The organism is Pseudomonas sp. JC1203, from assembly GCF_056175065.1.
Genome location: NZ_JBWCAM010000007.1, coordinates 36,872 through 50,225, shown reverse-complemented (window position 1 = coordinate 50,225; position 13,354 = coordinate 36,872). Strand labels below are relative to the sequence as shown.

Genomic DNA, 13,354 nt, shown 5'->3' with positions numbered 1-13,354 from the left:
TAATGTGCAATTTAATTAACTAGGTATTGCGTTAAAGGCGCAATAGGTTGCCCAGCCGATAGGGATCGGAGTGTGCATCGTTAGCTGCCTAAGTTGTGGCAATATGACATCGTCAATGTTTTGTTGTCAAACGCGTTTTTGTACAGGGTCTACCAAAAATCGTCATAAAATTGACTTTTTATGCCGTGAGCGTTGATCTAGATGGGTTTTTTCGTCAGGGCCAGGCTTGAAAAAAGCTGGGGAAGTGACGCTGTTCCCTTAAGTTTTTCGCCATTCCCTGGGCGGGGGGTAATACATGGGCAACTTTGATTTGCGCGCTTGTTGTTTGTGTTAGTTGTTTGACGCCAAAAAACCTACAGTTGATGGGGTTTTGACGGAGAATAATTACAGCGTTGGTGGGTATTCGCTATGTGTAGCCGACGGACGGAGAGGGAAGGGTGTCAGTGGTTTGGCGAGGCAGGTTTTTGACTGGGGTTGCTGTTGTTTTTGAGTTCGGGTTTTAGACTGTTTTGAAGCGCGCTCACCCTCGGTAATGGATATGTTCACGATGGTCGAATCCTGCTTCTGACGTTTCTGGATATATCCATTTTCGTGGTGCGACTACCGACCGTTTCGGCCTTACGCCGACTCACTTTTTTTCAGACGCCAAAAAAAGTAAGCAAAAAACGCTTGCCCCTGCTTGGGCCCTCCGCTGCGCTACGGGTCCCCTCCTTCCGGCGTCGCCCAGGCGGCAAACGGCCCCCGCTATAGAAGCCTGCGGGTTGCCGTTTCCTTCGGCTGCGCCGAAGGGCCCTGCGGGCTGCCGCCTGGTCGACACCTCCAGTCGGCCCGGGCGCTTTACGGGGCATACAATCAAGATCAAAAGCCAGATCAACAGCAGATCACAAGCCAGATCACAAGCCAGATCACAAGCAGGTCACAGGCAGATCAAAAACAGCAGCAACATCAACCGCAGCGTTGCAGGCTGGCCGCGTTTGGCGGCTCAACCCTGGCCGCGCGGCGCAAGCGCCTACGCCTCACCCTCATACCCCTCAACCCCCGCCGCATGCCGTCCCGCCACATACCCAAACGTCAACGCCGGCCCCAGGTTAATCCCCCCGGACGGGTAAAACCCACCCATCACACTGGCCATGTCGGTACCTACCGCATACAACCCGCCAACCGGCGCCCCAGCCTGGTCCAGCACCTGGGCATGAGCATTGGTCTTCAGCCCGGCGAAGGTGCCGAAGCTGCCCGGGCGCACTTTTACCGCGTAGAACGGCCCGGTCTCGATAGGCGCCACGCAGGGGTTGCCATCCGTGATCAGCGGGTCGCCCATCTTGCGGTTGTAGGCGGTGGAGCCACGGCCGAATTCCGGGTCTTCGCCACGGCGGGCGTGTTCGTTGAACTGCTGGACTGTCTGCGCCAGGGCGTCGCCGTTGATGCCGCATTGGGCGGCCAGGGCGTGCAGGGTGTCAGCGCGCTTAAGGTAGCCGCTGCGTACCGCCGGGCCCACCGGCAGCGGGAAGGGCCGTGAGTGGCCCAGGCCGAAGCGGCGCTGGAAACGGTGGTCGCAGATCAGCCACGAAGCCACCTCTTCCCCGGCCGGGGCGCCCGCGACCATGGCGGCGGTGTAGTCGTAGTAGCCGTCGGCCTCGTTGCAGAAGCGCTTGCCGGTGGACAGCACGCCGATGATGCCCGGTTTGCCGCGCTCGATGATGTGCGGGAAATGCCCGGTGGTGCCGTCGCGGTGTGGCACTTGCGAGACCGGCGCCCAGGCGGCCGGGGAGGCGACGTTGGTTTCCAGCACGCCGCCGGCCGATTCGCCCAGGCTGATGCCGTCGCCCGAGCAGGCCAGCGGCGGCAGTGCCAGGTGTTCCTGGCCGGTGGGGGTGCGCGGGAACAGCGCCTTGCGGCGTTGCGGGTCGTTGGGGAAGCCGCCGGCGGCCAGCACCACGCCGCGGGTGGTGCGGATGGTCATGGGCCCTTGCGCGGTGTCGACCCGGGCGCCCACCACCTTGCCGTCTTCCATCAGCAGTTCGCGCGCCGGCGCCGACTCGATCAGCAGTACGCCCAGGTCGTCGGCAGACTTGGCCAGGCGGCCGGTCAGCGCCACGCCGTTGACCAGGTGCATGGCGCGGCCATGCACGGCCAGGTCGCGCAGGTGGGCGATAAAGCGCTTGCTCACGTGCATGAAGGATTTCAGCGATTGGGTCATGGTAAGGAAGGCGCCCAGGTCGGCGCCCGCCATGATCGGCATGCCCAGGAACGAGGTCTCGCGCATGGTCTTGCGCATGCGCTTGATCAGCTTGCCCATCTGCCGGCCGTCGAACGGCGCGGCAATTACCTGGTGGCCTTGGGTAGCCGCGCCGGCCACCTTGCCATGCACGTCGGGAATGCCATTGCCGTCCACCCATTGCAGCGCGGTGTGTCGTTCGAAGAACGACACCATGTGCGGGGCGTTGTCGAGGAAGGCATCCACGCGCGCCGCGTCATAGCGCTCGCCCAGTTCGTTCTTCAGGTAGGTGCGCGGCTGTTGCGGGTCTTCGTGGATGCCGGCGCGCTTGGCCAGTGGGTTGCCCGGCACCCAGGCCCAGCCGCCCGACCAGGCCGTGGCGCCGCCGAAGCTGTCGTGCTTTTCTACCACTACCACGCGCAATCCGTGCCACGCGGCAGTGACCGCCGCCGCCAGGCCCGAGGCGCCAGAGCCGATGACCAGCAGGTCGCAGTCGATGTGGCGGGAATGCTGGGGGAGGGGCGTTGTCATGAGCAATTACCTGGAAGCCTGGACGAGAAGAATAGTTATTTTGGAACAGGGTTCCATTTTTATATCACGTTGTCAATGTGGGGGCTCAGCACCTCAGAGGCGGCAGAAACCTGGCCGAAAAGTAGACTTGCATAAAAATGGAACTGAGTTCTAAATATGCTTTCGCGGGCCCAATTGCCCGTCCGTCATGCCGAACGAGTGCCCCTCATGAGCGAACAGATTTTTTCCCTGGCAGCCTTGACCGTACTGGAGCTGTCCCCGCCCGCCATGGTCGAAGCCGCCGCCCGCGCCGGCTACAGCCATGTGGGCCTGCGCCTGGAACCGGCGACGCCACAGGAATACCATTTTCCGCTGGTGGCCGACCTGAGCCTGCGCCGGCAGACCGCCAAGGCCTTGGGTGACACGGGTGTCAAGGTGCTGGACATCGAGATTCTGCGCCTGAAACCCGACACCCACGTGCGCAGCTTCGAGATTTTCCTGGAGGTGGGGGCCGAGTTCGGTGCCACCGAGCTGCTGATCGCCGGCAACGACCCGGACGAAGCCCGGCTCACCGACAACTTCGCGCAACTGTGCGACCTGGCGCTGCCCTACGGCATATATCCGCACCTGGAGTTCATGCCATGGACCGACGCGCCAGACCTGACCAAGGCGCTGCGCATCGTCGAGAACGCCGGGCGCGCCAACGGCTGCGTGCTGGTGGATGCCTTCCATTTCAACCGTTCGCGCTCCTCGCTGGCTGAGCTGGCAGCGGCGGTGCAGGCCAACCCGCAGCGGTTCCGCTACACGCAGATGTGCGACGTGGCAGGGCCTGTGCCCGACAGCATGGACGAGATTCTGCGCCAGGCGCGCAACGAGCGGCGTTTCCCCGGCGACGGCGATTGCGACCTGCGTGGGCTGCTGCAGGCACTGCCGCGCAACGTGCCGATCAGCATCGAGGCGCCAACGCGGCAGGAACCACCCTTGGACGGCGCCGAGCGCGCGGCGGCGGGGCTGGGTAAAATGCGTGCGGTGATGGGCCAATAGGCAAGGTGAGCGTGCCAGGCCGCAATGGCCTGGCAACGCCTTTATTTTGCCCGCAAGTTGTTTGTTCTGCGTGTATCGAAGTTGCGCCGGCCGCTGGCCAAGTGTATCGAGAAAGATACGAAGCCGTTGATTTTTCATCATTTATTTTTCGCGTACATCATCTATTCAATTGACGATGTTTTTCCGGTTGTAAATAATGGTGGCGCATTGCCGAGGAAGAAGAGAGTCCGGCAATGCCGAGCGTGGCGCATTTTTCAGCCAACCGCTCTATCTCGCATTGATACGCCCCCCGCCCCGAATTCTCGGGGATTCGGCACCGCAGTGCACTGGCCTGTTTTCTCTAGTTACCTGACCCTTCCCCGCTCGTGTGCGGGCGATTGTGCATGTCGCCAGAAAATGACTCCTTTTTTCACTTGCCTTAAGTGCGGGGAATCATTTGAGTCACGTTACCTTAGCCATCCGTCATCTGCGCGATGAACAAATCCTGTTGCGCCAGGGCGGCCTTTACTGGGTAGCGGCTGACCAGGCCACCGACGCCGCGGCGCTGGCCGTGCAGTGCCTGGCCGCCATGCCGGCGCAGGCCCAGGCAACGCTGGCGTGCTGTGGCCACCAGAGCCAGGCACTGGCCGGGGCGCTGGCGGCCGACGCCGGGCCGGGCGAACTGGCGCTGTTCGACATCAATGAGGCCGACATCGGCCTTGCACTCAAATCACTGGCAGGCGAGCTGACCCGTACCGTCAAGGCACCGGGCAATTTCATCGTGCTGATGCTGCCGGCCAGCGCCTGGTTGAGCGACATCGCTCCCGGCCTGCGCCATTGGTGCAACACCCTGAGCCAGTGGCTGGCGCGCCGGCAGTCGACCCTGCTGGTGATCAGCCACGGCCAGGCGCCGCAGCTGCATGACCGCCTGCTGCGCCTGAACGAAACCCTGTCGGGTTTGGCCCAGCTGTACCGCCGTGACGGTGGCATCCGCTACCAGTTGCATTACTGGCACAGCGAGCTGGGCGTGTGCAGCGGCCAGGAACTGGAAGTGGAACTGGGCGAGGAGGGCTTCGCGCTGTCGGCCAGCGAACAGGCCAGCCCGCAGCTGACCCACACCGACGACCAGCGCATCTACCTGACCCAGCGCTCGGTGCTCGAAGGCTCGCCAGCGCTGTCCGATCAATGGCGGCTGTTCGAAGACCGCGACGACCTGCTGCTGCAGGCCCGCCAGGCGCGTGCCGCCAGCGTCATCGTGGCCATCGACAGCAACCAGCAGGTGGAGGGCCTGGCGCGCCAGCTGCACGCGCTGCGTGAACGCTGCGGCAGTGGCCTGAAGATCATCGTGCGGGAAATCGAGCCGTGCCTGCGCTACCGCGACGAGCGCCTGCTGGTGTCCTGCGGCGCCAACATCACCGTGCCCTACGGCACCACCCTGGCGTACTTCTTCAGCATCATCGACAGCGTGCAGGGGCAAACCTGGCGGCACAGCCGCAACACCGACTTCCAGTCGCTGTTCGAGCGCCTGCGGCCACCGGCCGAGCGTGGCCTGCTGATGCCTGCCGAGTTTTTGGCCACGGTCACGCGTATCTACGGCGGCGCGTCGGGCGAGATCAGCCATCAGTTGCTCAAGCTCACGCCGCGCGGCCGCCTGGGCATCGAACAGTACCTGAACCAGATCAGCCTGCGCCGCTTCGGCGACATCGCCTGCGTGGTGGATGGCGACTTCTACCTGTTCCTGTTCGCCTGCCGCGCCGACGGCCTGGAGCCGGCGCTCGGCAACATCTGCCGGCTGGCCTGGCGCGACCTGTTCAGCGCCTTCGAGATTCTGCCCAGCGTGGACGCCTTGCCGCGCGCCACCTTCCTTGGCGCCGCCGAGCTGCCGCCCACCTTCCACCTGGCTGAAGAGCGCACCGCCGGCAGTTCGGCGGAAAGCGCCGAACGCGGCGCCTACGCGCCCAAGCGCACGACGCTGGCCCTGACGGACACCTGTTCATGAGTTATCTGCAACTGATGCAGGCGATCGGCCTGAGTAGCCTGTTGACCCTGGCCCTGGTGGTCACCCTGTGGCGCTTCGGCCGCCGCGTGGCGGCTGTGGTCCAGGCGCTGCTGCCGGCGCGTTACCTGAAAACCCGCGGTGTGCGTCGGCGCGCCCCAGCCAAGAGCGAGCCCCATGACCCAGTTTGAAACCATCCCCCAACGGCGCGTGCGCACCTGGAAGGGCCTGGGCCTGTGGAACCTGTATTTCATCATCAAGTTTGCCCTGGTGTGGACCGGCTACCTGAACTTCCAGGTGCTGCCCAACGTGGTGTTCGCCGCCGCCTTGCTGGTGCCGCTGCCGCACCGCTACCTGCGCGTGCTGCGCACCGTCATCGCCATTCCCGTGGGCGTGGCGCTGCTGTACCAGGACACCTGGCTGCCGCCGTTCAGCCGCCTGCTGGACCAGCCCGACGTGCTGAATTTCACCAGCGCCTACCTGCTGGAACTGATGGCACGCTTCATTGACCTGAACCTGTGCGCGCTGCTGGCGGTGCTGGTGGTGGTGTATGCCTTCGTGCGCCACTGGCTGCGCCTGACCAGCGTCACCGTGGTGGGCCTGGCCTGGCTGGCCAGCGCCACCGTGCTGGCCATGCACCCCAGCGCCGCCCCGGCCCAGGCCGCAGCGCCTGGCACGCCTGCCGTGGCCAGCGCCGGCGAGCCGGACAACGCCACCCTGGAAAACTACCTGCAGAAGTTCTACAGCACCGAGGCCACCCGCCAGGTCGAGTTCAAGCCGTCGACTTCGCCGGCGCAGCCGTTCGACCTGCTGCTGATCAACATCTGCTCCATGGCCTGGGATGACCTGGAAACCGTGGGCCTGCGCGACAACACGCTGTTCCAGCAGATGGACGTGGTGTTCGACAACTTCAACTCGGCCACCTCCTACAGCGGGCCTGCGGCCATCCGCCTGCTGCGCGCCTCGTGCGGCCAGACCCCGCACAGCAAGCTCTACGGCACCGCGCCCGAGCAGTGCCTGCTGATGGACGACCTGAAGAAACTGGGCTTCGCCGACGAAGTCATGCTCAACCACACCGGCCAGTTCGAAGGCTTCCTCGACGAGGTGCGCTCCCAGGGCGCGCTGCCGCCGCCGGCCATCAGCACCAGCAACCTGCCACGGGCGCTGGTGGGCTTCGACGGCACGCCGATTCTGCGCGACGGCCAGGTGCTGTCCAGTTGGTGGAAACACCGCATGGACGAGAAGGGCGACCGCGTGGCGCTGTTCTACAACACTACCACCCTGCACGACGGCAACCGCGCGCTGACCGCCGACGGCGGCACCAAGAGCGCCGATTACAAGCCGCGTGCCCAGGGCCTGATCGACGACCTCAACGGCTTCATCGCGCAGTTGCAGGCCAGTGGCCGCCGCGTGGTGGTGGTGATCGTGCCCGAGCACGGCGCCGCGCTGCACGGCGACCGCATGCAGATTTCCGGCATGCGTGAAATCCCCAGCCCGTCCATCACCCATGTGCCGGTGGGCATCAAGCTGGTGAACATGGGCAGCAACCCGTCCACCGCGCCGCTGCACATCACCGCGCCAAGCAGCTTCCTGGCGCTGTCGGAAATCATCAGCCGGCTGTACACCGCCCAGCCGCAAGGCGAGGGCCTGGCGCCCAGCTGGCAGACGCTGTTGACCGATCTGCCGCAAACCGCGGCGGTCTCCGAGAACGCTGGCACCGTGGTCGTCGACTACGCCGGCAAACCCTATGTCCGCATCAAGGAGAAAGGCCAATGGCTGCCGTACCCACAGCGCTTCAAGTAAAGGCCAAAGTGCAGTCGCGGGCCGACCGCGCCGACGACATCGCCCGCCTCAAGCAAGAGCTTGAACTGCCGGAGCTGGACTACGTCGACATCTCGGCCCAGCTGGAACTGCAGAAAGCCTTGCACCGCTGGCCGCTGCTGGCCGAAATGGAGCGCCTGCAACCACGGGTGCTGCCGCCGGCGCGCAAATCCGAACTGGAGATGCTCTCGTGACAGCCTTGAGCCTGCGCGGGCTGCGTGGCGGGGCAGGGACCACCTCGCTGCTGGCCGCCACCGGCCACGCCTTGCACAGCCTGGGTGAGCGCGTGCTACTGGTGGACATGTGCCCGGAAAACCTGCTGCGCCTGCATTTCAACGTCGGCGCCGGTGAGCGCGCCGGCTGGGCGCGCGCCATGGTCGACGGCGAGCCGTGGCAGGCCCAGGCGTGGGAGGTGCAGCCGGGGCTGAGCTTGCTGCCCTATGGCCGGCTGAAGTACGCCGAGCAGGACCACATCGAGCAGCGCCTGCGCAATGAGCCCGAGTTGTGGCGCAAGCGCCAGGCCGCGCTGGCGGCGCAGTTCGACTGGATTCTGTTCGACGTGCCGCTGCGCCTGCCCGGGCACACCCGGGTCGGCCCGTGCGCGCTGCGCCTGCAGGTGATCGAGGCCGACGCCGCCTGCCACGTGCTGCTGCAACAGCAGGAAGACCCGCAAGAACACCTGTTGATCAACCGCTACGACGCCGGCAGCCAGTTGCAGCGCGACCTGCTGCTGATCTGGCGCAAGCAGTACGGCGAGCGCCTGCTGCCGCTGAACATTCACCTGGACGAAGCGCTGCGCGAGTCCCTGGCCTTCAAGAAGCCGGTGGGGGCCTACGCCCACGCCAGCCTGGCGGCCCAGGACATTCTCAGCCTGACCACCTGGTGCCTGACCCGACGCAGGGAGGCGGCATGATCGCCCGCATTTTCCCTTACACCCAGCTGCGCCAGCGCTACGACTGCGCGCCGCCGGTGGCGCTGCTGCTGGCGCTGCTGACCGCGCTGGCCTGGGCGTGCCTGCGCCTGGAAGCCGCGCCGTGGCGCAACCTGCTTGAGCAGCGCCAGCGCTGGTACCCGCAGGTGGCCGACCGCGCGCCGCGCCTGGGCGACCCGCTGCGCTACCTGGTCCAAAGCCTGTGGCTGCTGCTGGTGAAACCTGCACGGCCGCGGGCGCGCACGCTGACCACCCCGCGCTGGATCAAGGCGCTGGGCAGCCTGTACCTGCGGGTGTGGGCACGGGTAGGCGGGGCGCTGGAAGAACTGCCGCAGCGTGCGGAAAACAGCGAGCAAATTCGCCAGAGCACGCGCTGGTGGAAAGGCCTGGGCCGCCGCCGGCAGCGCATCCTCAACCTGGTGGTGGGCACGGCCGCGCTGCTGCTGACCCTGCTGTGCATCACCGAACCGTTCAGCTACGCCGCGCAATCGGTGTTCGTGCTGCTGCTGTGGGCTTCGGCGATGCTGGTGCGCAAGGTGCCGGGGCGTTTCCCGACGCTGCTGATGGTGGTGCTGTCGGTGATTGTCTCGTGCCGTTACCTGTGGTGGCGCTACACCGCCACGCTGAACTGGAACCAGCCGCTTGACCTGGCGTGCGGCACCATTTTGCTGGTGGCCGAGACCTATTCCTGGCTGGTGCTGATCCTGGGTTACATCCAGACCTGCTGGCCGTTGAACCGCAAGCCCAAGCCGCTGCCGCGCGACATCAGCCTGTGGCCCACCGTGGACCTGCTGATTCCCACCTACAACGAAGACCTGTCCATCGTTCGCGGCACCGTGTACGCGGCCATGGGCCTGGACTGGCCGGCGGACAAGCTCAACATCTACATCCTCGACGACGGCAAGCGCGAGAGCTTCCGCCTGTTCGCCGCCGAAGCGGGCGTGGGCTACATAGCCCGTACTGATAACCGCCACGCCAAGGCCGGCAACCTCAACCACGCGCTGAAGCTGATCAGCGGCGACCTGGTGGCGATTTTCGACTGCGACCACGTGCCGGTGCGCTCCTTCCTGCAATTGACCACCGGCGGCTTCCTCAGCGACCCGAAGCTGGCGCTGGTGCAGACCCCGCACCACTTCCTGTCGCCGGACCCGTTCGAGCGCAACCTCAATGTGTTCCGCCAGCGCCCCAACGAGGGCGAGCTGTTCTACGGCCTGGTGCAGGACGGCAACGACATGTGGAACGCGGCGTTCTTCTGCGGCTCGTGCGCGGTGCTGCGGCGCACGGCCATCGAGGCCATCGGCGGTTTCGCCGTGGAAACCGTCACCGAAGACGCCCACACCGCCTTGCGCCTGCACCGCCAGGGCTGGAACTCGGCCTACATCAAAATCCCGCAAGCCGCCGGCCTGGCCACCGAGAGCCTGTCGGCGCACATCGGCCAGCGCATTCGCTGGGCGCGCGGCATGGCGCAGATCTTCCGTACCGACAACCCGCTGCTGGGCCGCGGCCTGAGCTTCTTCCAGCGGGTGTGCTACGCCAACGCCATGATCCACTTCCTGGCCGGCCTGCCGCGCCTGGTGTTCCTGACCGCGCCGCTGGCGTTCCTGCTGCTGCATGCGTACATCATCTACGCGCCGGCGGCGATGATTCTGCTGTACGTGATGCCGCACATGATTCACGCCAGCCTCACCAACTCGCGCATGCAGGGCGAGTACCGCCACACGTTCTGGGGCGAGGTGTACGAGACCGTGCTGGCCTGGTACATCGCGCGGCCCACCACGGTGGCGCTGTTCAACCCCAAGAAGGGCAAGTTCAACGTCACCGCCAAGGGCGGGCTGATGGAGGACAACCAGTTCGACTGGAAGATCGCCCAGCCGTACCTGCTGCTGGCGCTGCTCAACGTCGCCGGCCTGGGTTTCGCCCTATGGCGCCTGCGCTACGGGCCCCAGACCGAGATTTTCACGGTGTTGGTGAGCAGCCTGTGGGTGGTCTACAACATGCTGATCATCGGCGCCGCGGTGGCCGTGGCCGCCGAAGTGCGCCAGGTGCGCCAGACCCACCGCGTGCAGGTGCGGCTGCCGGCTGCGGTGCGCCTGGAAGACGGCCACTGCTACCCCGGCATGCTGGTGGACTACTCCGACGGCGGCGCCGGCATCGAGCTGGACACCCCGGTGTCGCTCCCGATTGGCGGGCGCATCGGCCTGTTGCTGCAGCGCGGCGACCGCGAGTTCCTGTTCCCCGGCCACGTGGGCCGCAGCCACAAGAACCTCATCGGTATCCGCCTGCACGGCCTCAGCGGCCAGCAGAAAATCGACTTCGTGCAATGCACCTTTGCCCGCGCCGACGCCTGGCTGGGCTGGGGCGACAACTTCACCCCGGACCGTCCGCTGCAAAGCTTCATGGACATCCTCAAGTTGGGCGCGGTGGGCTATTACCGCCTCTACGAATACCTGCCCAACTGGGTGCGGCGCATCGCCGGCCCACCCCTGCACCTGCTGCGCTGGCTGGCCAGTTTCCTGCCGCGCCGCCCTGCAGCCACCTCTATTTCAACTTCTCGACCAGTGAGCGCACCATGAGCCGCGTCTTCAGCAAAACCCTCGTTGCCAGCCTTGCGCTGCTGGCCATCAGCTGCGCCCAGGCCGCCGCCAGCCTCGATGCCGCGGCGCCTGTGGTGGCTGCGCCGAACAACGTGCCCACCTGGAGCAGCGCCAACAGCTTCGTGCAGCTGGGCCGCCCGGCCGACACGCTGTTGCTGGGCATCCACACCAGCGACCAGGTGGAATTCAGCCTGCGCCGCGACCGCATTGCCAGTGACGCCCGGCTGCAACTGCAGTACACCCCGTCGCCGTCGCTGCTGCCGCAGGTCTCGCACCTGCGCATCTACCTCAACGACGTATTGATGAGCGTGGTGCCGATCGAGAAGGACCAACTGGGCAAGCGCGTGACCCAGAGCGTGGCCCTGGACCCGCACCTGATCGCCGACTACAACCGCGTGCGCATGGAGTTCGTCGGCCACTACGCCGACGTCTGCGAAGACCCGGCCAACAGCGCCCTGTGGCTGAGCCTGGGGCGTGACAGCCAGATCCAGCTGCAGGAACAGGCGCTGACGTTGAAGAACGACCTGGCGTATTTCCCCATGCCGTTCTTCGACACCCGTGGCCAGGACAAGCCCTCCATCGACCTGGTGCTGGCCGACGCCCCGACCCTGGGCGAGCAGCGCGCCGCAGGCATTCTGGCCTCCTACTTCGGCAGCCTGGCGGGCTGGCGCGGTACACGCTTCCCGGTGCAGTTCGACCAGTTGCCGGCCATTGACCCGCAGCACCGCGCGCGCCCGGTCATCGTCTTCGCCACCAACGCCCATCGCCCGGCGCTGCTGGCCGACAAGCAGAAGTTCCCGGACGTCGACGCCCCCGTCGTGCAACTCATCGACAACCCCCAGGACCCGTACAGCAAAGTGCTGCTGGTGCTGGGCCGCAACGACGACGACCTGGCCGTGGCCGCTCGCGCCCTGGCCACCGGCGGCGAGCTGCTGCGTGGGCCGCGCGTGACCATCGACAAGGTGCAGCAGGTCAAGCCGCGCGTGCCTTATGACGCGCCTAACTGGATGCGCACCGACGGCCCCGTGCGCTTCGCCGAGCTGATCAAATACCCCGAGCAGCTGCAAGCCAACGGCCTGCTGCCGCGCTCCATCACCCTGGACGTGAACCTGCCGCCGGACCTGTTCGTGTGGCGCAACCAGGGCATCCCGCTGCAGACCAAGTTCCGCTACACGCCGCCGGCCGACAACGATGCGTCGAGCCTGACCATCAGCCTCAACAACCAGTTCATCACCAGCCTGCCGCTGCACAGCAAGAGCAACAGCCAGCTGGAGCAGATGCGCCTGGCGGTAATGGCCGATGAATCGGCGAACCTGACCGACAAGCTGCTGGTGCCGGCGCTGAAGATCGGCGACCGCAATACCCTGCGGTTCGACTTCAACTTCGCCTCCACCTACGGCAGCGCCCAGCGCGACCACTGCCAGACCACACTGCCGGTGAACAACCAGGCGGTGATCGATGAAGAGTCGGTGCTGGACATGTCCGGCTACTACCACTACATCGCCATGCCCGACCTGCGTGCCTTCTCCCGTGGCGGCTTCCCGTTCACGCGCATGGCCGACCTGTCGGAAACCCTGGTGATGGTGCCGTCGCACAGCACGCCGGTGCAGTTGAGCACGCTGTTCGAAGCCATCGCCGGGATTTCCGCACGCTCGGGCCTGCCGGCCTATGGCCTGCGCCTGTCGGATGACTGGAACGACGCCAAGGCCGACAACGACCTGCTGGTGTTCGGCGGCCTGGCTGCCACCGTCGGCAATGGCGACGACGCCAACCTGGTGCTGTCCAAGGCCCGTGACGGGCTGCTGGTTCCGGGCAACCCGGACGGCGCCAAGGCAGTGCGTGCTGGCCACTTCGACACCACGCCCGAGCAGGGTGCCAACCGTGTGGAAGTCAGCGCCCAGGCACCGATCGCCGCCATCGTCGGCATGCAGTCGCCGTACCACGAACAGCGCAGCATCGTTGCCTTGCTGGCCAGCGATGACGCCGACTACCAACTGCTGCGCGACACCCTGGCCGACAGCGGCAAGATGGAAGCGGTGGCAGGTTCGGTGGCGCTGATCCGCAGCAGCGGCGTCAGCAGCAGCTTCGTCGGCCAGCAGTACTTCGTCGGCCACCTGCCGTGGTGGCTGCTGCTGTGGTACCAACTGTCCGAGCACCCGATTCTGCTGGCCGGCATGGCTACCCTCAGCGTGCTGCTGACCGCCTTCCTGCTGTGGCGTGGCCTGCGCTGGATGGCGCGTCGCCGCCTGGCTGGCCAGGAGTAA

At 65.7% G+C, this 13,354-nt stretch carries 9 protein-coding genes; 8 read left to right on the top strand and 1 reads right to left on the bottom strand.

Annotated features, from left to right (window positions below; translation table 11 throughout):
- Positions 1-1,009: 1,009 nt before the first annotated feature.
- Positions 1,010-2,746, bottom strand: a complete 1,737-nt coding sequence (locus AC0SZ7_RS12350) for an FAD-dependent oxidoreductase (protein WP_475504667.1) — start codon at positions 2,744-2,746, stop codon at positions 1,010-1,012.
- A gap of 207 nt (positions 2,747-2,953) precedes the next feature.
- On the opposite strand from AC0SZ7_RS12350, the gene AC0SZ7_RS12345 reads away from it, so the two are divergent.
- The 8 genes from AC0SZ7_RS12345 (at position 2,954) to bcsB (ending at position 13,354) form a co-directional block, all read left to right on the top strand.
- On the top strand, positions 2,954-3,769 hold the full coding sequence (locus AC0SZ7_RS12345) for a sugar phosphate isomerase/epimerase family protein (RefSeq protein ID WP_475504666.1): 816 nt from the start codon (positions 2,954-2,956) through the stop codon (positions 3,767-3,769).
- Positions 3,770-4,205: 436 nt separating this feature from the next.
- Positions 4,206-5,747 carry a BcsE family c-di-GMP-binding protein gene (locus tag AC0SZ7_RS12340; RefSeq protein ID WP_475504665.1) on the top strand — a complete coding sequence of 514 codons (1,542 nt, stop codon included), beginning with the start codon at positions 4,206-4,208 and terminating at the stop codon, positions 5,745-5,747.
- Positions 5,744-5,935, top strand: a complete 192-nt coding sequence (gene bcsF, locus AC0SZ7_RS12335; protein WP_475504664.1) for a cellulose biosynthesis protein BcsF — start codon at positions 5,744-5,746, stop codon at positions 5,933-5,935. Before AC0SZ7_RS12340 ends, bcsF begins: the two co-directional genes overlap by 4 nt.
- Complete coding sequence (gene bcsG / locus AC0SZ7_RS12330; RefSeq protein ID WP_475504663.1) at positions 5,922-7,547, top strand: cellulose biosynthesis protein BcsG; 1,626 nt, start codon at positions 5,922-5,924, stop codon at positions 7,545-7,547. Before bcsF ends, bcsG begins: the two co-directional genes overlap by 14 nt.
- Positions 7,517-7,759 carry a cellulose biosynthesis protein BcsR gene (gene bcsR, locus AC0SZ7_RS12325; protein WP_475504662.1) on the top strand — a complete coding sequence of 81 codons (243 nt, stop codon included), beginning with the start codon at positions 7,517-7,519 and terminating at the stop codon, positions 7,757-7,759. Before bcsG ends, bcsR begins: the two co-directional genes overlap by 31 nt.
- Positions 7,756-8,478, top strand: a complete 723-nt coding sequence (gene bcsQ / locus AC0SZ7_RS12320; protein ID WP_475504661.1) for a cellulose biosynthesis protein BcsQ — start codon at positions 7,756-7,758, stop codon at positions 8,476-8,478. Before bcsR ends, bcsQ begins: the two co-directional genes overlap by 4 nt.
- A complete protein-coding gene (gene bcsA / locus AC0SZ7_RS12315) occupies positions 8,475-11,069 on the top strand; it encodes a UDP-forming cellulose synthase catalytic subunit (RefSeq protein ID WP_475504660.1) in 2,595 nt (864 codons plus the stop codon). The genes bcsQ and bcsA overlap by 4 nt, the downstream gene beginning before the upstream one ends.
- Positions 11,066-13,354, top strand: coding sequence for a cellulose biosynthesis cyclic di-GMP-binding regulatory protein BcsB (bcsB, locus tag AC0SZ7_RS12310; protein WP_475504659.1), 2,289 nt, complete (start codon positions 11,066-11,068; stop codon positions 13,352-13,354). The genes bcsA and bcsB overlap by 4 nt, the downstream gene beginning before the upstream one ends.

Coding starts and splice junctions, on each gene's coding strand:
- AC0SZ7_RS12350 (WP_475504667.1), bottom strand. CDS start 2,746: ATGACAACGCCCCTCCCCCAGCATTCCCGCCACATCGACTGCGACCTG.
- AC0SZ7_RS12345 (WP_475504666.1), top strand. CDS start 2,954: ATGAGCGAACAGATTTTTTCCCTGGCAGCCTTGACCGTACTGGAGCTG.
- bcsF (WP_475504664.1), top strand. CDS start 5,744: ATGAGTTATCTGCAACTGATGCAGGCGATCGGCCTGAGTAGCCTGTTG.
- bcsG (WP_475504663.1), top strand. CDS start 5,922: ATGACCCAGTTTGAAACCATCCCCCAACGGCGCGTGCGCACCTGGAAG.
- bcsR (WP_475504662.1), top strand. CDS start 7,517: ATGGCTGCCGTACCCACAGCGCTTCAAGTAAAGGCCAAAGTGCAGTCG.
- bcsA (WP_475504660.1), top strand. CDS start 8,475: ATGATCGCCCGCATTTTCCCTTACACCCAGCTGCGCCAGCGCTACGAC.
- bcsB (WP_475504659.1), top strand. CDS start 11,066: ATGAGCCGCGTCTTCAGCAAAACCCTCGTTGCCAGCCTTGCGCTGCTG.